The sequence below is a fragment of the Pseudomonas sp. GW822-FHT02G04 genome (genome assembly GCF_058802085.1).
The window spans coordinates 355062-378691 of record NZ_JBXANU010000004.1 but is presented as its reverse complement, the minus strand read 5'-3'; the positions used below and the strand labels follow the sequence as shown (position 1 = coordinate 378691).

Genomic DNA, 23630 nt, shown 5'->3' with positions numbered 1-23630 from the left:
GTTGACCTCATGTCCAACAATCAAAATGCCTCCCGTGCTTCGTCAAAGATTCTTTGGCGTATCGCAGCCATCACCACCATGGGGTCGCTGGGATTTGGTTACGACACTGGAGTGATCTCCGGGGCGCTGCCGTTCATGACGCTTGATGTCAGTCAAGGTGGCTTGGGCCTGACGCCCATGACGGAAGGGCTGGTGGCTTCCTCACTGATATTCGGTGGCGCTTTTGGCGCACTGTTCGCGGGTCAATTATCTGATCGCTATGGCCGCCTCGGTGTGCTCAAGGCCCTGGCCATTTTGTTTGCACTGGGTGCGCTGGGTACGGCTATAGCGCCGGATATCTGGACCATGGTCATCACCCGTTTCATTCTGGGCATTGCCGTCGGTGGTGCGTCATCGACCGTTCCGGTATTGATCGCCGAGTTGGCGGCCCCCAAACACCGCGGTCGGCTGGTGTGTCAGAGCGAGTTGATGATTGTCGCTGGACAGTGCCTGGCCTACATCACCAGCGCCGGCCTGGCGCACTTGTTCGACAGTCCGTTCATCTGGCGCTACATGCTCGCCATTGCGCTGATCCCGGCGGTGCTGCTGTACGTTGGAATGCATTTTGTGCCGACCTCACCCCGTTGGCTGGTAAGTAAAGGTCGTATCGCAGAAGCCAAAACGACTTTGGCCGGCATCCGTGATACCCAGCGCGAGGCGGACCGTGAGCTGAAGGAAATCATTGCTCAGTGCAACGTCGAACGGCACCACAGCGGCGTGCTCGGCAAGCTCAACGAACCCTGGTTGCTCAAGCTGCTTGCCATTGGTATCGGCCTGGGTTTCGTTATCCAGTTCACCGGCGTCAATGCGTTCATGTACTACACGCCGATGATTCTCAAAGAGACTGGCATGGGTACTAATGCCGCACTGATCGCAACCATCGGCAATGGCGTGGTTTCGGTGATTGCCACCTTGATTGGCATGTGGGTGATCAACCGCATGGGGCGGCGCTCGATGCTGCTGCTGGGGCTGACCGTCGTGGTGCTGGCGCAAATCTTCCTCGGTGTCGTGCTCAACTTCATGCCGCATTCGCTTGTGCAAAGTTACCTGGCGCTGTCCGGCGTGCTGGTGTTCCTGTTCTTCATGCAGATGTGCATCGGCCCGGTGTATTGGCTGTTGATGTCGGAGCTGTTTCCGACCCACGCCCGGGGCTTGATGAATGGCATTTCAGTGAGCGTATTCTGGATTTTCAATGCCATCGTCGCCTTCGTCTTTCCGGTCCTGCTGAGTGCGATGGGCGGCATGACCTTCTTCCTGTTCGCCGTGGTGAACATCGGCTCGATCATCTTCTGCACCTTGTGGTTGCCAGAGACCAAGGGCCTGACCCTGGAAGAGATTGAACAGCAGATGAAGCAACGATTCAGCGGGCGTAAATGGCGTGCTCCCGTAGTGCAAGCGTATTGAGAACTGCCATTGCGCATACCGGCGCCCGACCTGAATGCCTGCCGGCCTTCAAGAATAACGATCAAGGATCTCGAATCATGACTGCTCACCTGGACACCGACATCGCCATTGGCGGCCTTTTCGAAGAGGAACATTCCGCCGAAATCGTCAATGCCCGAATCTCTGCCGACGCCAACCCGCGCCTGGCAGAAGTCATGGCGGTATTGACCCGGCATTTGCATGCAGCCATCAAGGAAATCGAGCCGACCCACGATGAGTGGTTCAAGGCCATCGAATTCCTGACTCAGACCGGACAGATGTGCACCGACTGGCGCCAGGAATACATCCTGCTGTCGGACGTGGTGGGTGTGACCATGTTGGTCGACGCGATCAACCATCGCCGGCCCAAGGGCGCCACGCCCAATACCATTCTCGGTCCGTTCTACGTGGCCAATGCGCCGCACTACGAAAACGGCGCGAACATCTGCCTGGACGGCAAGGGTGAACCGACGCTGGTCAGCGGACGGGTGCTGGATACGGCTGGTCGGCCGATCGCCGGCGCGACCCTGGATATCTGGCAGACCAACGACGATGGCTTCTACGACGTGCAGCAGAAAGGTGTGCAACCGGACTACAACCTGCGCGGGCTGTTTACCACCGATGCCGATGGCTATTACGCGTTCCGCACGGTCAAGCCGCGCCATTACCCGATCCCTGCCGACGGTCCCGTAGGCAAGTTGTTGGGTGATCTGGGCCGGCACCCGAACCGCGCAGCGCATCTGCATTTCATCGTCACCGCCAACGGTTACGACCAGGTCATCACGCACATCTTCACGCCCGACTGCCAGTACTTGCACGAAGACACCGTGTTTGGCGTGAAGAAAGAATTGATCGCCGAGTTCACCACTCAAAGCGACCCGGCGGTCGCCGAACGTTACGACTTGCCCGTGCCGTTCCTGGCGGTCAACTGGGATTTTGTTCTGACCCCGCTCTGATTAACCGACAACTGTCTTTGACCGTTCTCAAACCACTCATAAGTGATCGTCATGCCCACTAAAAATATCGAACTCCTTGCTGCCTATTGGACCCTCGCTGGCGATACCTATCCAGGTGCTCCCAGCGAAATCAGCCCGTTCTCCGTCCAGGATCGTGCACAAGCCGCCTCGAAAGCCGGTTGGCGAGGCATGGGATTCGTCCATGCCGACCTGCTGCATAACGTCGACAAGCTAGGCATTTCAACGGTGCGCGACATTCTCCAGGACAACGGCATCAAACACGTGGAAGTCGAGTTCCTGACCGACTGGCACCTGGACGGAGAGCGCCGCGCGGCGTCGGACAAAATGCGCGACGAGCTGCTGGAAATTGCCGGCGAACTGGGCGCGCGCAGTCTCAAAGTCGCCGGCGGACTATTCGAAGACGGGCCTCCGGATGTGCCGCGCATGCGCGAAACCTTCGCCCTGTTATGCGATCGGGCTCAACCCTTTGGCGTGAACGTGGTGATCGAGTTCCTGCCATTTTCCAGCGTGTGCACCATCGACCGTGCCATTGCCGTGGCTGAGGGCGTTCGCCCTAACGGCGGCCTGTTGGTTGACACCTGGCACGTGGCGCGTGGCGGCATGAGTTTTGATGAAATCGCCAAGATTCCCCTGGAGCTGATCAAGTCGATCGAGCTTGATGACGCCAACCACGCCATCGTGGAAACGCTGTTCAACGACTCCACGCACCACCGTAAATGCTGCGGCGAAGGCCAGCTCGACGTGCCGGACTTTATTCAGCAAGTGGTCAATGTCGGCTACAACGGGCCTTGGGGAGTCGAACTGATTTCCGCTGAGCTGCGCAAGCTGCCGCTGGAAGTGGCGGCGAAGAAAGCCTTTGAAACAACCATCGCGCAATTCGAAGGGATCAAGTTCCCGAATTGATGCGTTGAAGTCCATTGAAGTTTTGCTCGTCTACAACAACGAACAATAGAGTTTCCAGGAGATAAAAAATGGTAGGTATCGCAGTTCTCGGCGCCGGTCGTATCGGCAAGATCCACGCAGCCAACGTGGCTGCAAGCAAGTTCGCCAAGCTGGTCGTCGTGGCGGATCCGTTCGCCGATGCCGCTCAGAGCCTGGCCGATGCCTTCGACACCGAAGCCATGCTCGACTGCGAAGCGGCCATCGATCGCGACGATGTCCAGGCGATCGTCATCGGCACCCCGACCCACACCCACATCAGCCTGATGCTGCGTGCCGTGCGCCAGGGCAAAGCGGTGCTGTGCGAGAAGCCGATTGACCTGGACATGGCCAAGAGCCTGGCCGCGGTGGAGGAAGTGGAGCGCCTTAATGGGCGGGTCATGCTGGCGTTCAACCGCCGCTTTGAGTCCACGTTCGCCGAAATGCGCGCGGCTATCGATGCCGGCGATATCGGCGAAGTGCGCCAGGTGATCATCAGCAGTCGCGACCCTGGTCTGGCGCCTGAAGATTACATCCAGCATTCGGGCGGTATCTTCCGCGACATGACCATCCACGACCTGGACATCGGTCGCTGGTTGCTGGGCGAGGAGCCCGTCGAGCTGACTGCCATCGGCAGCCGTTTGATCGATCCGCAGATGATGGAAAAGTACGACGACTACGACACCGCGATGGTGCAGATGCAAACCGCATCGGGCAAGCAGTGCCATATCAACAACTGCCGCCAGGCGGTCTACGGCTACGACCAGCGCATCGAAGTGTTCGGCTCCAAAGGCATGCTGCAGATGGATAACCTGCGTCCGACAACAATCCGTCGCTGGAACCAGGACGTCACCGATGCGCGCGAACCGCTGCTGAACTTCTTCCTTGAGCGTTATCAGCAAGCCTACAAAGCCGAACTCGATGCCTATATCGAAGCGTTGGTGAAGGGCTCGCCGATGCCGACTACCGTGCAGGACGGCCTCAAGGCCTTGCAGCTGGCCGATGCCGCGGTCGAATCGGTCAAGACCGGGCGCGCGGTCAGACTCTGAGCTTGAACGGTCATTGGCTATCTCGGACAAGAACACCTGGAGAACATCATGTCTTACAAGCTTGAGAGTGGCGCCACTATTGGTGTGGCCTGCCTGGGGATTACCCACCCACACACGTCGGGCCGCGTCAAAGCCTTCAAGCGCATACCCGGCGTGCAGTTCCTTGGCGCCTACGACGACAGTCCCTTGCTCGAGCCGTTCTGCGATGCGATGGACTTGCAGGCACGCAGCAAGGAAGAAATCCTCGCCGACCCGAACGTGCATGTCGTACTGGTGCATCCCAAAAGCTACCTGATGGCCGACTGGGCCATCGAAGCGCTGGAGGCCGGCAAGGCTGTTCTCTGCGAGAAACCGGCGGGCCGCGGTACCATCGACACCACTCGCATCGTCGACGCGGTCGAGCGTACCGGCGGGTTGTTCCAGGTCGGCTACTGCTGGCGCTATGCGCCGTCGGTGGAAAAAATGCAGCAGGTTCTGCAAAGCGGTGAAATCGGCAAGGTGCTGCAGGTTCGCGCGCACGCTGGCTGTTCCCACGACGAGGCCGACACCAACCACATGAAACAACCGGGCGACCGTGGCGGTGCCTTTTATGTGATCGGCTGCCACACCATCGACCGTTTGCTGCTGCACTTCGGCATGCCCAAATCGGTCAATGCGCGGATTACCAAATTCGCCGGACAGATGAGCGATTCGGCCCGCGAGGACGCGGTAGGGGCGGTGCTGAATTACGACGACAAGTTGATCACCATCGACTTCATGTCCTGGGACCCGATGCCCTGGACCGAGAGCTGGGACATTACCGCCTATGGTACTCACGGGGTGATGCATTCCACGCCGATGCCGGCGTCATACAAGCTTTACCACGATGGCAAGAATGGCCATCAGCAAGGCTGGACGCACTGGAACGAGAACAGCTTTCCGGAGATCTGGGCGGTGCGTAAAACCGTCTATTCGCCGGAAATTGCCGAGATCGGTAACCCGGTGTATTTCGACCGTGAAGCCGCTGCCTTCGTCCAGTCGTTGCGCACCGGAAGCCCTTCGACGGTGCCGGCCAGCCAGGCGCATAACATCAACGTGATACTCGAAGCTCTGTTCGAGTCCGCTGAGTTGAATGGCCAGGAAGTCATCCTGGCTCAATAGCGACATGTAGTCCCGTAGGCGAAATACCCCCGTTCGGCTCTGTAAACAGAGCCGGAAGGGGAGTTGCATCCCCGAGAAATGCCAACAACAAAAAGAAGAGGACACTATGCACAAGATCATCAAGGTTGCCGCTGCAGTATTGTTGGGCCTGGCCGTCAGTGCCTGCTCGAAAAACGAAACCAGCACCAAGGGCACCATTGGCATTGCCATGCCCTCGAAAACCGAAGCACGCTGGGTTTCAGACGGTAGCAGCATCGTCGACTCGTTGAAGAAACTCGGTTACGACACCGACTTGCAGTATGCCCAGTACGAAGCGCCGACCCAGCTGTCGCAAATCGAAAACATGATGGTCAAGGGCATCAAGGGCCTGATTGTCGCGCCGATCGACGGCACAACCATGGCCGATGTACTCAAGCAGGCCAAGGAGAAAGGCATCAAGGTCATTTCCTATGATCGCCTGATCCGCAACACCAAAGACTTCGACTACTACGTCACCTTCGACAACTACCGCACCGGGGTGCTGCAGGGGCAGTCCATCGTCGACAAGTTGCAGCTCAAACAGGGCAAAGGCCCGTTCAACCTGGAAATTTTCGCCGGCTCCACGGACGACAACAACGCCCATGTGGTGTACGCGGGAGTGATGTCGCAGCTCAAACCCTACATAGACAGCGGCAAGCTGGTCATTCGCAGCGGCCAGCAATCCATAGACAAAGTAGCCACTCCAAACTGGGACGGCGCCCAAGCCCAGGCGCGTATGGATAACCTGCTCAGTGCCTTCTACGGCACCGCCCACCTGGACGCGGTCCTGGCCATGAACGATCAGATCGCCACTGGCGTGGTGTCTTCATTGCGCGGTGTGGGCTATGGAACGGGTAAGGCAGCGATGCCGATCGTGACCGGCCAGGATGCCGAGATTTCCAGCATCAAGTCGATCATTCGCGGCGACCAGACCTCGACCATTTTCAAGGACACCCGCGCCCTCGCTGAAGCCGCCGCGCAGATGATGGACGCGACCTTGACGGGCAAGACAGTCGTGGTCAACGACAGCACGTCCTACGACAACGGCTCCATGATCGTGCCGACCCAGTTGCTGACCCCGCAACTGATCGATGGCAACAACTGGCAGAAAGTCCTTGTCGATGACACCAAGTTCTACACGCCTGAGCAGTTGCGCTGAGGCAACCCGCGATCGGTGCGTGCTGGCAGGAGAGAAAAAATGACAAAAACAATTCTCGATATGCGTGATATCCAGAAATGCTTCGGCCCGGTGAAGGCGCTGAGCCGGGTCAACCTCAAGGTCGGCGATGGCGAAATCCATGCGATCTGCGGTGAGAATGGCGCTGGCAAATCGACCCTGATGAAGATCCTTAGCGGCGTCTATCCGCATGGCAGCTTCACCGGCGAAATTGTCTTCGATGGCGCGCCACGAACTTTCCAGGGGTTGCGCGATAGTGAGGCGCTGGGCATCTGCATCATTCACCAGGAATTGGCCCTGGTGCCCATGCTGTCAATCACCGAGAACCTGTTCCTCGGTAACGAAATCGCGCGTCATGGCGTGATCGACTGGGATCAAGCGCACCCGCGGGCCCGCGAGTTACTTGCGCGGGTCGGCCTCGATGCCCGGCCGCAGACCTTGGTGGGCAACCTCGGGATTGGCCAGCAGCAAATGGTGGAAATCGCCAAGGCGCTGGCCAAGGACGTACGTTTGCTGATTCTTGACGAGCCCACCGCGAGCCTCAACGAAAAAGATAGCGACACCTTGCTTAAGCTGATGCTGGAGCTCAAGGGAAGGGGTATCACCTCGATCATCATCTCGCACAAGCTCAATGAGATTGGACGGGTGGCCGACGAGATCACGGTGATTCGCGATGGCAGTACCGTCGACGTTATCGACTGCCGTGTCGAGCCTATCGATGAAGGCCGGGTAATCCGCTCCATGGTCGGCCGCGAACTCTCGGACCGTTATCCGACGCGCGTTCCCGACATTGGCGAAACGCTGTTCGAGGTTGAAGGCTGGTCGGTCGGCGACCCGGAGCACCCCGGACGCGATCGCATCCGCAACGTCAATTTCCACGTACGTCGTGGCGAGGTGGTGGGCATTGCCGGGCTGATGGGCGCTGGCCGTACCGAATTCGCCATGAGTGTATTTGGCCGCTCCTATGGCTCGAACATCCGCGGCAAGGCGCGTCTGGAAGGGCGTGAAGTTGACCTTGGCACCGTGCGCAAGGCCATCGATCACGGGTTAGCTTACGCCACCGAAGACCGCAAGGGCGCTGGCCTGATACTGGGTGAAAGCATCACGCGCAATACCAGCATGGCCAACCTGGCCGCCGTGTCCAAACGCTGGGTGATGAACGAACTGGCGGAGACTGCGGTGGCGGTCGATTTCCAGACGCGTCTGCGCATTCGCAGCCCGGACGTTTTGCAGGCGGTGGACAAGCTCTCGGGGGGGAACCAGCAGAAGGTCGTGCTGGGTAAGTGGCTGTTTTCCGATCCCAAGGTTTTGATCCTGGACGAGCCCACTCGCGGCATCGATGTCGGGGCCAAGTACGAGATTTACGCGGTGGTCAATCAGGTGGTCAGTGAGGGCAGGGGAGTGGTGATGATTTCCTCGGAAATGCCTGAGCTGTTGGGTACCTGTGACCGAATCTATGTGATGAATGAAGGGCGCTTTGTCGGCGAGTTTCCGATCGCAGAGGCATCGCAGGAAAAAATCATGCACGCAATCATGAAAAATGAGGTGATCCAGTGAGCGAAGTCAGTGTACCTCTCACATCCAAACCAACGGCGCTCACGTCATTCAAGCGCGGCGCGCGCGAATACGGTCTGCTGGCATCGTTGATCGTCATCATGGTGTTCTTCCAGGTGGCCACCGGTGGGGCGCTGATGCAGCCGCTCAACCTGACCAACCTGTTGTTGCAGAACAGCTACATCGTGGTCATGGCGCTGGGCATGCTGATGGTGATCGTCTGCGGCCACATCGACCTCTCGGTCGGTTCGGTGGTCGGCGTGATCGGCGCGCTGGCCGCCGTGCTGATGGTCCAGTATCGATTGGACTTCTTTACTGTAACGGTGATCTGTCTGGCGGCGGGTGCACTGATTGGCGCGGCGCAGGGTTACTGGGTGGCGGTGTGGGGCATGCCGTCGTTCATCGTCACCCTGGCCGGCATGTTGATCTTTCGAGGCGCGACCATCGCGATTTCCCAAGGACAGTCGATCGGGCCGTTTCCGCCAGCCTTTTCCGCGATCAGTTCGGGCTTCATCCCGGATGTCTTTGCCAACGAAAACCTGCGCATTACCTCGTTGCTGCTGGGGATCGCCGTCGCAGCAGCGTTCTGGGTGGTCGAGTATCGGAGTCGTAAACGCACCCTCAAGAGCGGCGGCAATGTCGCCCCCATGACCCTGTTCGCGCTGAAGAATGGCGTGATCGCGGCGCTCATCGTGTACTTCTGCTACCTGCTCTCGACTTACCGCGGCATCCCTACGGTGCTGGTGATCATGAGTGTGTTGATCGGCGTGTACACCTTCATCATGAACCGCACCGTGATCGGACGCTGGATCTACGCGGTGGGTGGCAATCTCAAGGCCGCCAAGCTGTCGGGGATCAACACTTCGCGGGTGACGTTCTTCGCCTTCGTCAACATGGGCGTGCTGGCGGCGGTGGCCGGGCTGATTTTCGTCGCTCGCCTTAACAGCGCGACACCGCGGGGCGGCACCGGGTTTGAGCTGGATGTTATCGCCGCGGTGTTCATCGGTGGTGCCTCGGCGTCCGGCGGAGTTGGCAAGGTGGTCGGCGTGGTGATTGGCGCTTTCATCATGGGGGTGTTGAACAACGGCATGTCGATCATGGGAATTGGCATCGACTACCAGCAGATGATCAAAGGCGCTGTGTTGCTGGCGGCGGTATTCGTGGACGTATATCAGAAGAGCAAAGGTTGATATGGCAGGCATGATTGGCACCGCAGGGAGACAGCGATGATCAAGCACATTGTGATGTGGAACCTGGAAGGTGAAACGCCTGAACAGCACAAGCAGGCTTGCTTGTTCCTCAAGGAGCAGTTTGAAGGGCTGGCCGGGCTGATACCTGGACTTTTGAAGATTGAGGTCGGCGTGGATTTGAGTCGAATCGACTATGCCTGCGACGTGGTGCTCTACAGCGAGTTTGATTCGCAGGAAGCGCTGGATGCCTATGCCTCCCACCCGGAGCATTTGCGGGTGAGGGGTGAGCTGGGCAATTCACGCATCGCGCGGCATCAGGTCGACTATTTGTCCTCGTAGGCGACGGTAAGAAGTGATGAGGGTGCGGGAGGGGCCAGAAAGTTTGCTCCCCACCTTCCACCTTTGACCTATTCCTACGATTCGGACGCGCTTTAGCATTAGTTAAATTGAACGCGTGGGGGCTGAGGACAGGCATTCACTACAGCGGAAAAATGCCGGACCTGGTTCAACCAATTGTTTCGCTATGCCATGGTTGAAAAGGATTGATGACCAACCCCTCAGCAGACCTCGATATTGCCGCCACTCTCAAGCCGCCGGTGACTAACAATCCCTATTTGCTCATGGAAGACCTTCCTGTCTTCATGCAAAAAATACGGCATTATGGTGGTGGCAAAGCGACTGTTTTGGGTTTGCGCTTGCTGTACCTGACCGGCGTGCGAACAGGTGAATTGCGGTTAGCTGAGCCTGATCAGTTTGACTTGGATCGGGGGATTTGGACTATACCGGCGGTGATTGTTAAGCAGTTGCAGGTGCGATTGCGTAAGGAAGGCAGCAGCAAGATTCCACCTTACGTGGTTCCGCTTTCACGTCAGGTGATCGCGATCGTCCGGGAATTGCTCGAGCTCAGGCGTCCAGCACAGCGCTATTTACTGCCCCATCGCAGTGACCTATCAAAGCGGATCAGCGAGAACACCTTCAACGTAGCGCTCAAGCGCATGGGCTATGAAACCCAGCCTACGGCCACGGTATTCGCGCAACGCTCTCTTCCGCGCTCAACGAGCTTGGCTATGAAGAGAAATGGATCAATGCGCAACTGTCCCATGCCGAACCCAACAAAGTCCGAGCCACTTACAATCATGCACTGTACGTCGAACAGCGTCAGCGAATGATGCAGGATTGGGCTGACCTGCTTGATCGCTGGGAGCGAGGAGAAAAGGGTGTTGTGGCGGCGCCTGCACCGAATCTTTCAGGAGAGTTGGATATGATTGCGGAATACCTGAAGAACCTCTCTGCGGGTGGAAGCCCTCAGCTTGGCGGTGCCTTGGGGCGGGAGCGGGCGGTTTTGGCACGCGGGCTTTGAATAATTTGAGCCGTCGGTAGGTGATGGCGCAGCGGTTAGAGGATTGGTTAATTAAATGGCTTCGCGGTGTTGGGAGTGCTTTTCTACCAGTGCTGCGTTGCTTGTTGATCGTGCATTTGCAAAATTGAAATCGGTACACTCAGAAACTTAGCTACTGGGGCTGATATATGAACCTCTCTGATGCAACGCTGGTGCTGCTGCTTGCGGCTCGAATCCATGGAACGGACGAAGCTGTTAGAGCTTCGGCCAAGAGCGTGGTGAAGAAGTTGCCGAGAAGCAAGCGCGATCTGATTTACAAGGTTATCGATTCGCGAAGTCCTCTCCATCTCGTGGGCTTTTTAGCAGAGAATCTGGATGATTGATGGTTTACCAGCGCCAGCGCGTTTTCTGCTTATCCCATCCAAGTGATGGCATCCGACGCTATGTTCTGTTCGCGCGATGATTCGGAGTGGCTTGCTCGGACCAAGACATTCCTGCTTGCCGGTTGACGCTCGGGGCCTGTAGGTCGACCCCAAAATTTTCGCCGGATCTTCTCCTACTTGCCGAATATTCCTACATTTTTCCTTCTGTGCATTTGTTAGCGTATCACCTTCATTTTGATGTCCGCTCAATGAAAGCGGTACTTCGACTTTGTCAGGAAAGAGGGTTGGAAAGGTGATGGATCACTCACTAGCATTGAAGGTTGTCGATCAGGAAAGAACAGAGTCACTGCGTGAACGGATGGACGCCGCCGGGTGTGTGTTCGAGTTTGTGGTTGTGTCTCCTGGGGAGAATTCACTGATCGATGAAGCAATGCATCGACTAGCGCTGAATGCATTGTATGAACAGATCATGGCCAGCCAGCTTGATTGGCATCGTAAGCTGATCCGGAGGCTCCCCTGCGGCGATTACCCCGAACCGAGCATGACTTGGGCTTTGGATAGGGCTACCGCCACTCCATTGAGTCGAGCAGAAGTCCGTAACCTGACATTGACCGAAGATTATCAGCGAGGGCCATTAGCTCTATATAGCCATTTCCGCGAGCCTCCCTATCTCACCCAGTTTGAGGGCGGTGAGGTGGAGGCCGAGGCGCTTTTTCGCGAGTGGCTTGAACTGCTTGGAGTCGAAGACCAGGACGACGTGGTTACTCTGAATTGGGTCAAGGGGGGCGTGGAGGGCAATAGTGGGTTGCTCGATAAAGACAACGTTGCCTCCGGACGTGAGTTGTGGAGTGACTACTTCGATGCAGGTTTGGAGTGGTGGGGGATTTGGTGTCTGACCATCTGGAATCCACGACGTCGTACGTTGGGTGCATTAGCTGCCAGTGCAACTGACTGTCGCTTGGGGGCGTATATCTGACAACTGCCGCCTTGCCGTAAAGCAATACGGGGAGTCGAGCTATACCTTGTTTGATGTGGCCGACGTTTCACCGATTCTCTCTTCGGCCTGCACACGCCCAGCTTTTGAGCCACAGCGTTCGCACTTTCTTGTCGCATGCACAGCGCGATGACCGCAGCCTGCTTCATCGCTGGCGGGCGCGCTAGCCCGTCAGATCGACCAACGACGCGCGTGTGCAGTTCGGGGTGCAATTCGTGAATCCAAGTACGCAACGAATCCCGTGCCGGGTAGCCCGGCGCCTTGATGGTGGAAGCGATGCAGCGCCCATGGTCGAGATAGTACCCGACAGCCTTTTCCCTTTGGGCCAGTGAGTACTCCAGCTTCGAGAGCACGTAGCCACGCGACAGGTCGAGGCATCGCTCGTACTCTTCATGCCAGCTCATCAGAGAGTTCTTCGTCGGGTAGCCCAGCTGACGAATAGTTACCCCGGTGTACTTCCCCAGTTTGATGTAGAGCTTGGGGGTGATGAAAGCACTAATCTAATACTGAGGATTTCCAATGATTTGCGGTTTTTTTGACCTGATCTCAGACTCAAAATTATCGATAGCGCTTAGTGCTAGAGTCTTTTGCTCAGATAGATTTTTTCTCATTACACGCATCACTCGATTTCTTCTTGCTTTTAGGTAATCCAATTGGCCCGCTGGATTATCACTCAATGAAAGTGGAAGCATAGTTAAGGTGTCACTGAGTTCCTGCTTTGAGAGCTGTCCTTTCTTCGCGAACATCAATAAGCGTTCCATATGGTGGTCAGAAAATAGCCCCAACGCTACAAGTGAATCTTCTAAATTTCCGCCATCTAGCGCTCTAAAATGCTCAACTAAATACTGAGCGCTCCAATCATTTCCTTGCTCCACCCAATGCGTCAATTGGTTGAGGTTGCTGTTCGACTGCTCGATAATCGACCAGCATTCAGTTTCGCTAGCTTCTGATAATGCAATAAAAGTACGCTTTTCTGGAGTGGCTAAAAACATCCTAACTACCTCTAGGCAACTAGGTGAACTATCACTCCCCGAAGCTGGCATGCCTAAGCTTGTAAGTATGAATAGCGTAAACAAAAGTTCAAGTGTCGACTTTTTTATAATCATGGCGCACCATCTTTCAATAGATTAAGGAAGTATCCTTTCTGGAGAATAACCCCGTACGCAGGGTGTATTCATTCGTCGTCAAACAAGTCATTCGATTGGACTAACAATTACTGTAATTCTTCCACTTCCATCAGAACTGATAATGTTGTTGATTCTATTCATGGCGTTAATTGTGTTAGCAAGGGAATCGGTGGAGTGCGAGGTTCCAGCGCCGATACAGCCCTTGAAGTCTTGTGGGTAATTACCGTTGTGAATCTGTATGTTTTGGTAACCCGGATTGCCAGGAATATCTTGCAGCTCAACCCGATGGGGGGTGTGGTCTGTCCTCACAGAAGCGTCATACGTTCCCGCTGGAATCGGCGGCTTGTCTCCGTTATAACCCGCAAAAGCATTCTCCATAGTGTAACCGGAGAAACTATTTGAGGATTGGTCGCTCGTTACGCTAATTGTTCCCTCCACAGTATTGCCTGTAGAAGAATACGTTCGATTGGAAATTCTGATCGTCACTTCCAACCCTAGGGGGTCAAGAAATTTGACTGGATTGCCTAAAGTATAGACATATGTATTAGTCCCCCCTGCCAATCCAATCGGATCTCCCGAGATAAATCTCCCAAAACCTGGAGAGTAATACCGTGCCCGATAGTAATAGAGCCCCGTGCCATCATTTTCTCGACCGGTGTACTGCTGGCTGTTAGCGCTGGTGGAGCCGCTGCTGCTGGTCTGGCCATAAGGGTCATAGGTGTATTGGGTGGTGGATGCTCCGCTGCTGTCGGTGAGCGCTTGGGTTGAACCCAGTGCATCAGCCAAGTAGCTGTAAGTGCTGCCACTGGCTTCGGTGCGGCTAAACATTTCATCGAGACCGCCCGTGAGGAGGTTGGCTTGCACCGTCGGGGGGACGGCACCGGTCAGCTCTTGCACCAGGTTGAGGCCATCGAAAACATAGCCGGTGGTCTGTCCGGCAATCGTCTTCTGGCTGCGTCTGTTGGCCGCGTCATAACTGAAACTGCCGGACGTGGTGCCCGTGAGCGTGCTCAGGCGCTGGCGCGAATCCCAGGTGTAGGTATTGCTGCCGTCGCTGGTCATGTTGCCGTTGGCGTCATACAGCAAGGAGGCACCGCTCCATGCCGTCAACTGGTTAGCCGCGTTATAGCTGGTGGAGCTCACAGCACCGGGGAGGGTGGTGCGGGCCAGGCTGCCGCCAAGCTGCACTCGCTGACCGGCGTTGTCGTAGGCGTAGCTCAAATTACCAAGGCTGGTGCCGCCCTTGGCGTAATTGAGGTTGATCAGTTGGCCGGCGTTATCGTAACCGTAACTGACGGTCACCCCGTTGGGCAGGGTCAAGGTAGCACGACGGTTGTCCGCGTCATAGGTGAACGCCGCGCTCTGGCTGCCATTACTGAGATTGGTCAAGCGACTGCCGACGTCATAGGTGTAATTCACAGCGGGCTGGCCCGTCACCGTCATACTGGTGCGACGATCAGCGGCATCGTAGGTGTAGGAAACGGTGCCTAGGGAGGTGGTTTCGCTAAGCAGGTGATCCATATTGTCATAGCTGCGGGTGATCGTGCCGCCTTGAGTATCCACGATCTGCGTCAGACGGTTACCACCATCGAAGGTGTAGCCAACGGTGGCATCCGGTGCTGTCAACGAGGGACCACTGCCGATCAAGGTTTGCCCAAAGGCTGATTGCGTGCGCCGATTCAAGGCGTCATAGGTGTAGGTGGCGATGACGCCATTGCGGGCGGTCCACTGTGTCACATTATCCAGGCCGTCGAGACCATAGCTTTGCGTCGCGTTCAATGGGTCGGTGTAAGTTATACGACGATCGCGAGCATCATAGGTGTAGGCATGCACTCCGTTCTTGGCGTCGGTGACGCTCAGGAGATTACTGTTCGTGTCGTAAGTAAAACCGGTCACGTTTCCTAGCGGGTCCGTAACCTTGGTTTTGCGATCCAGCACGTCGTACTCCATCAGGGTGCGGCGTCCCACGGTGTCAGCCATTGCCATGACACGTCCCACGTTATCGGTGAAGTAGTTGATGGTTCGCCCCAATGGGTCGCTAACGCTGGCGAGGTCTCCAAGAGAATAGTTGAGAGCGGTATTCGCTCCGATGGGATCGGTGATCTGCGTCACCCGCCCTTGGCTATCCGATGTGAATTTCACAGCATTGCCCAAGGGATCGGTAATCTGTGTCAGACGCCCCAAACTGTCATAGCTGTAATTGGTGGTATGGCTCAGACCATCGGTATGACTGGTTAGTTGATTGAAGGTGGGTTCGTAGGTATAGCTGTCCGTCACGGCCTGCGATGTCCCTTGCAGTCGGGTCACGCTGGTGAGATTTCCCACGCCGTCGTGTGTATAGCCGGTCACTCGTCCCAGGGCATCGGAGACGGAGGTCACCTGATTGGTCGTGGCGTCGCGCTGGAGGCTGTAACTCTGCTGCTCGGACAGACCGAGACCATAGGTGTTTGTTGTGACGTAGCCTGCCCCATTAAATGCCAAACGCTCGATGTTGCCGCGAGGATCCGTAATGTCCGTCTGGGTGACTTGGCTGCCGCTGAGGGTGTAGGCGAATTGATAGGTACCCGCCACGGTGCTGCCATACCCCAGGGTTTGCTGGGAGACCCGGCCGTTGGCATCATAACTGTTGCTGAGGAGTACATTTCCATTGGGCCGAGTAATGATCAGCATGTGGTGGGAACTGTCGTAGGTATAGGTTTCCACACCACCATTGGCGTCGGTTACTGTCTCAAGATTCCCATTACTGTCATATGAGTAGTTGACCGTGCGACCTATATTGTCAGTGGCCTGAGTAATGCGATTGCTGGAGTCATAGGTAAAGCTTATCCAGCGCCCGTTGGGCGATGTCACCTGTTGTAAGTTTCCGTTAGAGGCTCGCGTCAACGTGATCGTATTACCCACACGGTCCTTGATTTGAGTCATGGCTGCTTTTGCCGGCACGGTGTTACCTGGTGCATCCGGGAACCACATTTGGTAGCCATCTTTTAGCTTGAGCAGCCACGGCGAAGCACCGCCAACCCACGAGATGGTCGCCCCCTGATACCGATCCAATGGGGAGCCATTGTGTTGATACACCGCATCAAAGTAACCCGTACCTGTCGAGGTCCGGTTGAAGTGAATACGCTCGCCATCCGAGAGAATCAGATCCTGATAGGTATAGGGAAAGGTATCGCCAATCATGAAGATGTCATAGACGTGATTGGTACCGACGCCGAAGGCGCGCGATCGCGTGTCTTCGGAGAGGTAGGTGCGAGTCAAGGTCAGCGGGAGCGTATCGGCGACCGTCAGGTCGGTGTGTGGGTAGGTGAACAACCCCGTAGACGTATCCACCGGCTCGGCTTTGTCGCTCGAAGCAACCCCCAACCCTTGATTGCCGCCTCCGGCTGTAGGGTTTTTGGCGGGCGCCAAGGACGGCGAGCTGACCATGGCTCCAGTGAACTCGTAAATACCAACCCCATCACCTGGAATGACCTGTTTGCCGTTCGCGGAAACTAATCCCCCACCATAGACATACCAACCTTTGTAGGCGGGATCGTAGGTCCAGAAGTCCATCGTCGAGCCAGGTGGGCGGCTGTTGTAATTGGGATAAATGATTTGTGCTGCCTGAAAGCTTTTGGGGTCGATGGCTTGTAGATTCGCACTGCCTGGCTGGATGGTGAAGTACACAGGGATACCGTGCGTGGGCAGTGGAAATGGCGTCCGATCAACAGGAATGGGGGTGATACTGACGGAGGTGACAACCTTGCCATCGATATCGCGAATGACCGTTCCTTTGGGGATGTGCAACTCCAGACCAGGAATATGAGGCGTAGTGACCGTCACCTCACTTGTCGTAGGCGACGACAGACTCACCGCATGTTGTGTATCGGTACGGGGCAACCAAATGGTGTATTGCAGGGACTGCGTTTTGCCATCCTGAAAAATGACGACCAGATCATCGAAAAATCCATATTGACGACCTGGCTTGTTGGCACCAGAACCATCGATTCTCAGCGTTTGATTTCCGGTATTGATACCACTCAGTAGAAAGCGGCCAGTCGCGTCCGTAGTGGCGATTTTTTCGCCCATTTTTAATTTCACGCCTACGGCTGCCTTTCCATTCATCAACAGCACCTGACCCGCCAGGGCTGTAACCCCCGAGGGGGCTTGCAAGGGTGGTAAAGCTTGTAAGGGGGAAGGCGGGCGATTGGCGCGCCAGTCCCCGGTGAAATGCTCTGGGCCCGGGATCCAGTCTTCAGGGCCAGTGTTGGCCATTTCGGGGCTAGGAGGAGTAGCCGGAGGCTTGGTTTGATCATCGAGGGCGCCAGAGGAATTGGTGCCGGTTGATACGGTGTTGGCGGTCAGGGCCTGCGTAGTGAAGTTGTACCCCGTAAGTGGGAGTTGAGTGCCACTCGCGTCCGTGGCGCCGCTGACAAAGACGCTGTAATGCGTATCCGGTAATAGCTCCTGCGTCGGGACAAAGAACACTGCTTGCCCGTTCTCCACGGGAGTTACTCTGCCGGTAATTTGACCGGTCGGGCCGATCATCGTCACAGTGTTGCTGTTCAGTGACGTCACCGCCATCGGCTTGGAAAAGCGCAAGCTGATCCAGCTGCTGAGATCAACGGCGTTGGCATTAACCGCAGGTAGACTGGCTTGCACTTGCGGTGGACTTTGCAGGGAGGGTGACGTCGCTAGCAAGCCGGATTGGTTCTCCTCCTGCAGTGAGAAAACTTGCCGGGATGGGTCATAAAGTTCGCCAAGCGTCACCGGTTGATCACTTTGGTTTTTGCCTCCCTGGATCAGGACGGAGTCCGCAGGCAAGGTTTGCGCAGTATGCCCATAACGAGCACTCAATAAGCCGGCGGGCAATTGAGTTACCGTTCCGGTCCGGGAATCCCACAGCTCTGCACTGGATAGCGCGACATGTTGCGTCGATAAGCCACCAACCAACAGAATACGACCATCTAGTAATAGGGTGGCCGTATGCTGAGTGCGTGCAGTAAACGCAGCATCAGTAACCAGCTGCGACTGCTGTGTCTGAATACTCAGACGCTCTGCCTGGTTGAGGGGGGGGCTGTCCGCGCCAATTCCGCCAACGATAAGCACCGTGCCATCCGGCAACAAGGTGGCCGTATGGCCTTGGCGTGGCATGTTTAGGCTGCTCGCGAAGTGCGTATCAGTGTTTGTCACTGGATCAACCACGGTCAGTGTCGCGAGTGTCACGCCGTTTTCTGTACCTCCGCTGAGTAACCAACGGCCATCAGGCAACAACGTGGCGGCTTCACCAGCATGACGCATGGGCACGCTACCAGCAGCGCCGCCAATTGCCGAAGCGGCGATCGCCAGGGAACTCAGCATGGTTAGCGCAAGCCAGGCGATAAGCAGCAACAAGCAATACGTCACTCGCTGTAACCAGACCTCAGTGTTAGAGGATGCAACGCAACCGGAATAATTCCCTTTCATGGCGCATTACCTCAAGGATTGGTCACGCTGACGTTAATGGAACCCACATTGGCAGCTGAGGGATCGACATAGATCGTATAGGTGCCGGTGGTGGGAAGCGTCTGGGACGGCAGGTTAAAGCTGGCGCTACTGGACGTGGTCGATGTAAGGGACGTGTTGTCGGGCTTTTTCAAAGTAACCGCCACATAGCCCATGCTGTTGTTTGTCAGATGAACCGTTGCTGACTGACCCGAAGTCCCACTGAAAGTGATGCTCGCGTTTTGACCCGCAGCCGTTGTGGTGACAGTCAAGGCGGAGCCATTGATCGTGACAGAGCCAGTCACATCTGCCGGCACGCTGGTCAGGTGAAAGGTCATACTGCCGGTGTCAGCGCTGCCCGGGTTGAGATAGATGGTGTAGGTGCCCGTGGTCGGGAGCGTCAGGGTGTCCGTGAAGGATCCTGTCGACCATGAGTTGAAATAGATGTAACCGTTACTGGTACTGGCATTGCCATTGGCATCCGGCTTGTAGATGTAGACCAATTCGCTGCGGCTATACGTGGAATTGGGTGCACTGAGGTAGATACGCTGAGCGGAGGTGCCGCTGAACGTGAGGCTGCCGTTCTGGCCGATGGCGGTCGTGGTCAAGGTGGCATCGGCCCCATCGATGCTGATCGTGCCCGTGACATCTGCCGGCACGCTGATCAGGTGAAAGGTCATGCTGCCGGTGTCAGCACTGCCCGGGTTGAGATAGATGGTGTAGGTGCCCGTGGTCGGGAGCGTCAGGGTGTCCGTGAAGGATCCTGTCGACCACGAGTTGAAATAGATGTAACCGTTACTGGTACTGGCATTGCCACTGGCATCCGGCTTGTAGATGTAGACCAATTCGCTGTGGCTATACGTAGAGTTGGGCGCACTGAGGTAGATGCGCTGGCCGGTGGTGCCGCTGAACGTGAGGCTGCCATTCTGGCCGATGGCAGTCGTGGTCAGGGTGGCATCGGCCCCATCGATGCTGATCGTGCCCGTGACATCTGCCGGCACGCTGATCAGGTGAAAGGTCATGCTGCCGGTGTCAGCACTGCCCGGGTTGAGATAGATGGTGTAGGTGCCCGTGGTCGGGAGCGTCAGGGTGTCCGTGAAGGATCCTGTCGACCACGAGTTGAAATAGATGTAACCGTTACTGGTACTGGCATTGCCACTGGCATCCGGCTTGTAGATGTAGACCAATTCGCTGTGGCTATACGTAGAGTTGGGCGCACTGAGGTAGATGCGCTGGCCGGTGGTGCCGCTGAACGTGAGGCTGCCATTCTGGCCGATGGCAGTCGTGGTCAGGGTGGCATCGGCCCCATCGATGCTGATCGTGCCCGTGACATCTGCCGGCACGCTGATCAGGTGAAAGGTCATGCTGCCGGTGTCAGCGCTGCTCGGGTTGAGATAGATGGTATAGGTGCCCGTGGTCGGTAGCGGCAGGGTATCCGTGAAGGATCCGGTCGACCATAAGTTGATATAGATGTAACCGTTACTGATGCTGGCATTGCCATTGGCATCCGGCTTGTAGATGTAAACCATTTCACTGTGGCTATACGTGGAGTTGGGTGCACTGAGGTAGATACGTTGGCCGGCGGTGCCGCTGAACGTGAGGCTGCCGTTCTGGCCGATGGCGGTCGTGGTCAGGGTGGCATCGGCCCCGTCGATGCTGATCGTGCCCGTAACATCCGACGGCACGCTGATCAGGTGAAAGGTCATGCTGCCGGTGTCGCTGCGATTCGGATTGAGGAAGATGGTGTAGGTGCCCGTGGTCGGGAGTGTCAGCGTGTCGCTGTAGGACCCGGTCGACCAAAGGTTGCTATAAATGTTGCCGCTGGTGGTGCTGGCATTACCGTTGGAATCCGGCTTGTAGATGTACACCCATTCACTTTGGGAAAATGTGGAGTTGGGCGCACTGAGGTAGATGCGTTGGCCGGCGGTGCCGCTGAACGTGAGGCTGCCGTTCTGGCCAATGGACGGTGTTGCCACCCTGGCATCCGGACCGTCAATACTGATGAGGCCGACTGGGTCTGGTGGCACGTCATACAGGGTAAAGGTAACGTTGCCGGTGGCATTGCTGCCGGGGTTGATCAGGATTGTATAGGTCCCGGTCGTAGGCAATGTAATGGGATCGACATAGCCGGTGGAAGAACACTCGGTAGAATTGGTCAGGACGCTGCCATTGGGGTTGTAGATGACCAGGGCATAGCAAGCTGAAAAAGTCCCCCCTGCCATATTCAAATAGATGCGCTGGTTCTGTGTGCCATCGAACAGAAGCAGCGCCTTTTTACTCCCGGTTGTAATGCTCACCGTCTTGCTTGCAGCGAAGGCAAGACGATCCATGTACTGGATGTCAGTGGCCAACAAGGGAGAAGGCGGAACAAACAAATCCTGGGTGCTGATTGCAGTGCCATAGGGTGTCGTGACGCTGACCTTACCGCCCATAGTATTGGCGGGAACACTTGTGGCGATGCTGGTCGTGGTTGTGGACGTGATGATAGGGGAGCGGAGACTCAACACTATTTTTTCTTTCGTTTTGTCCGTTTGGAAGTTGCTTCCCGAAATGGTCACCGCGGTGCCAGCTGTCCCGATAGTTGGCGTAAAGTTGGTAATGATGGGGGCTTGGTTCGCTGTGATCGTGAAGTTGGTCGTTGAGGTGGCACTGCCCGCTGGCGTGGTCACACTGATCGGTCCGGTAGTGGCGGCACTCGGTACCAACACCGTGAGGCGGTTGGGATAACTGGGGTCGATGGTCACCGAACTGGCGGTTACACCATTGAACTGCACGGTATTCTGACTCGCCGTGCTGCTGAAGTTACTACCGTCAATGGTGACCGTTGTGCCGACCGGACCTTGCGCTGGTGAAAAGGCCAGGATGCTGGGAGTGCCCGCGGTATAGCCCTTAATGGCCGTGATATTACCTACCACATCGTAATTGTATTCGGCCGATGCCGTGCTATTGGTGACGCCAGCGAGGTGACCGGCTTGGTCGTAGCTGTAGCCAATGGAGCCAGTGCCTATGGTGATGTTGGCGGCGGACGAGGTCGTGGCGACGTTTTGGGAGTCTGTGGCTTTGGCCGTGAGGCTGTAGGTGCCAGGTGGAACGTTGGCCCACTTGAAAGCAAATGGCGGGATGGTGACCGTGCTCAGCAGTGTGCTGCCCTGATAGAACTCTACTTTGACAATGTTCCCAACGCTCGTCGCGGCGGTTGCAGCCAAGCTGACTGTTGCCGGTACGATAAATGATGCGCCACTTGCCGGTGCCGTTAAGGTCACCGTTGGTGCGGCAGAGACTTGGGCAGCAAACGCCATGCTCAGCATCCACCATGTCATCACAACGAGCCGATACCAGCCTGACGCTTGCTGCGACATATCCCTATCCTCGGTTCTGTTGTGTGTGGGCTGATTCGCATGCAGCCTTTTGCTGGAAATGAGCGCTTGTCAGGGTTTTGAGAAACGCCACCAAATCGATTTTTTCCGTGGGCGTCAGAACCAAAGGACGACTGGCTTGGATACCGCGGTAATACACTTCCAGGTCTACGGCTTCTTCGAGTGTTGCGACGCTCCCGTCGTGCATATAGGGCGCTGTCTCGGCCACATTGCGCAGGCTGGGGGTGCGAAAGCGACCGAGATCGACTGGATTCAGAGTGACGCTGAAACGGCCTAGTTCGGCCAAGGCGGGATCCGATTGCACGAGTGCCTGCCGTTCGGTTGCAGTCAGCTTTGCAAACCGAATCGCCTCTGGGGCCAAGCGATCCGCGAGATACCTGAATCCCACTCCTAGGGTGTGAAACTGCTGATCGGTGAACAACGCGCTGGTCTCGCCGATGACGTGGCATTGCCCACATTGGGCACGACCACGAAATAACTCCAGGCCGCGCAAAGCGTCTGCCGGCAGGGCCGTTTTGTCGTGTCCATAGCTGTAACGATCAAATGTAGAATTACCCGCCAGCAGGGTGCGTTCGTAGGTAGCGATGGCTTGTGCAACTTGCGTGGCTGTTAACGTCTCAGGGGAGGCCGCAAACACCTTCTCGAAAGCCGCAACATACTGGCCGTCCTGCCGAATGGTATGGAGTAACTGCGCCTCATCATTCACGGCGTGTTCGATCGGGTTAAAGAGGGGATCCGTAGCCTGCGACTCGAGGCTGTCGCGACGTCCGTCCCAGAACTGCGTTTCGGCAAAAACCGCATTGACGAGGGTAGGGGTGTTGCGGGTTCCAAGCTGGCGATGGATACCCTGGGCGCGCGGCAAGCCATCGATGAAGCCTCGTTCGGGTTTATGGCAAGAGGCACAACTGATCGAGCCGTCAGCACTCAGACGCTTGTCAAAGAACAGCGTTTTGCCAAGCTGGATTTTTTCCACCCGATGATCAGGTGACGAGGCATCTGGTACGGGCGGAAGTCCCAGCAAGTTATCTACGGCTTGCTCCGTACAAGTCGCCGACAATCCGGGCAGAGGGTCAGCCATAACCATGCCGGCAGGCAACAACACCAGGCACATGCTCAGGCAGTGCACGCTGCGCATGCTCAGTTACTGGTACTTAACGGGCTGAAGTCGGGAGCCAGGATGCCAGAAGGGGTAGGGGAGAGAAGCAGAGTGCTTTGTATCAATGCATTGGCGAATGCTCAGCATTTGCTGCCGAGACTTTAGACCTGAAGCCACCATAAGCACCTCCCTGTGAACCAGAGCCACATTGGGCTCGTCGTACACGTCGTATGCACAGCGGTTGGAACACTTGCGTGTTCACGATGGGGTCTTCATTCCATGACCTTGGGTTAGATCGAACGTCCACGATCCTGAGCATCCAGCACGAGATGACGGTAGTACAGGGTTTGAAAACTTGCCAATGGGA

At 56.5% G+C, this 23630-nt stretch carries 15 protein-coding genes and 2 pseudogenes; 12 read left to right on the top strand and 5 right to left on the bottom strand.

Annotated features, from left to right (window positions below; all coding sequences use genetic code 11):
- Window positions 1–9: 9 nt before the first annotated feature.
- From AC1RO5_RS08495 to AC1RO5_RS08440, 12 genes and pseudogenes are all read left to right on the top strand, one after another.
- Window positions 10–1443 (top strand): sugar porter family MFS transporter, encoded by a 1434-nt coding sequence (locus tag AC1RO5_RS08495; RefSeq protein WP_493174425.1) that lies wholly within the window; start codon window positions 10–12, stop codon window positions 1441–1443.
- A gap of 77 nt (window positions 1444–1520) precedes the next feature.
- Window positions 1521–2417 (top strand): intradiol ring-cleavage dioxygenase, encoded by an 897-nt coding sequence (locus tag AC1RO5_RS08490; protein ID WP_493174423.1) that lies wholly within the window; start codon window positions 1521–1523, stop codon window positions 2415–2417.
- Between the two features lie 51 nt (window positions 2418–2468).
- Window positions 2469–3341 carry a sugar phosphate isomerase/epimerase family protein gene (locus AC1RO5_RS08485; protein ID WP_493174421.1) on the top strand — a complete coding sequence of 291 codons (873 nt, stop codon included), beginning with the start codon at window positions 2469–2471 and terminating at the stop codon, window positions 3339–3341.
- A 68-nt stretch (window positions 3342–3409) separates the two neighbouring features.
- Complete coding sequence (gene iolG, locus AC1RO5_RS08480; protein WP_493174419.1) at window positions 3410–4405, top strand: inositol 2-dehydrogenase; 996 nt, start codon at window positions 3410–3412, stop codon at window positions 4403–4405.
- Between the two features lie 12 nt (window positions 4406–4417).
- Complete coding sequence (locus AC1RO5_RS08475; protein WP_493174475.1) at window positions 4418–5545, top strand: Gfo/Idh/MocA family protein; 1128 nt, start codon at window positions 4418–4420, stop codon at window positions 5543–5545.
- Window positions 5546–5651: 106 nt separating this feature from the next.
- Complete coding sequence (gene chvE / locus AC1RO5_RS08470) at window positions 5652–6722, top strand: multiple monosaccharide ABC transporter substrate-binding protein (RefSeq protein ID WP_493174417.1); 1071 nt, start codon at window positions 5652–5654, stop codon at window positions 6720–6722.
- A gap of 39 nt (window positions 6723–6761) precedes the next feature.
- Window positions 6762–8297, top strand: a complete 1536-nt coding sequence (gene mmsA / locus AC1RO5_RS08465; RefSeq protein WP_493174415.1) for a multiple monosaccharide ABC transporter ATP-binding protein — start codon at window positions 6762–6764, stop codon at window positions 8295–8297.
- Entirely contained in the window at window positions 8294–9484 is a 1191-nt protein-coding gene (gene mmsB, locus AC1RO5_RS08460) for a multiple monosaccharide ABC transporter permease (RefSeq protein WP_493174413.1), read from the top strand. Before mmsA ends, mmsB begins: the two co-directional genes overlap by 4 nt.
- Window positions 9485–9520: 36 nt before the next feature.
- A complete protein-coding gene (locus AC1RO5_RS08455) occupies window positions 9521–9823 on the top strand; it encodes a Dabb family protein (RefSeq protein WP_493174411.1) in 303 nt (100 codons plus the stop codon).
- Between the two features lie 129 nt (window positions 9824–9952).
- Window positions 9953–10844: pseudogene (locus AC1RO5_RS08450) on the top strand (tyrosine-type recombinase/integrase); the annotation flags it as partial.
- A gap of 167 nt (window positions 10845–11011) precedes the next feature.
- Window positions 11012–11206 carry a DUF7740 domain-containing protein gene (locus tag AC1RO5_RS08445; RefSeq protein ID WP_493174409.1) on the top strand — a complete coding sequence of 65 codons (195 nt, stop codon included), beginning with the start codon at window positions 11012–11014 and terminating at the stop codon, window positions 11204–11206.
- A 295-nt stretch (window positions 11207–11501) separates the two neighbouring features.
- Window positions 11502–12182, top strand: coding sequence for a hypothetical protein (locus AC1RO5_RS08440; RefSeq protein ID WP_493174407.1), 681 nt, complete (start codon window positions 11502–11504; stop codon window positions 12180–12182).
- Between the two features lie 83 nt (window positions 12183–12265).
- On the opposite strand, the pseudogene AC1RO5_RS08435 reads toward AC1RO5_RS08440, so the two are convergent.
- The 5 genes and pseudogenes from AC1RO5_RS08435 to AC1RO5_RS08415 form a co-directional block, all read right to left on the bottom strand.
- Window positions 12266–12700 (bottom strand): annotated as a pseudogene (locus AC1RO5_RS08435) (IS3 family transposase); the annotation flags it as partial.
- The gene (locus AC1RO5_RS08430; RefSeq protein ID WP_493174403.1) at window positions 12701–13192 is read right to left on the bottom strand and encodes a hypothetical protein; all 492 of its coding nucleotides are present in this window, start codon (window positions 13190–13192) and stop codon (window positions 12701–12703) included.
- A gap of 201 nt (window positions 13193–13393) precedes the next feature.
- The gene (locus tag AC1RO5_RS08425; RefSeq protein WP_493174400.1) at window positions 13394–18772 is read right to left on the bottom strand and encodes a DUF5675 family protein; all 5379 of its coding nucleotides are present in this window, start codon (window positions 18770–18772) and stop codon (window positions 13394–13396) included.
- Between the two features lie 11 nt (window positions 18773–18783).
- On the bottom strand, window positions 18784–22149 hold the full coding sequence (locus tag AC1RO5_RS08420) for a beta strand repeat-containing protein (RefSeq protein ID WP_493174398.1): 3366 nt from the start codon (window positions 22147–22149) through the stop codon (window positions 18784–18786).
- 4 nt (window positions 22150–22153) lie between these two features.
- On the bottom strand, window positions 22154–23302 hold the full coding sequence (locus tag AC1RO5_RS08415; RefSeq protein WP_493174396.1) for a cytochrome-c peroxidase: 1149 nt from the start codon (window positions 23300–23302) through the stop codon (window positions 22154–22156).
- Between the last annotated feature and the right edge of the window lie 328 nt (window positions 23303–23630).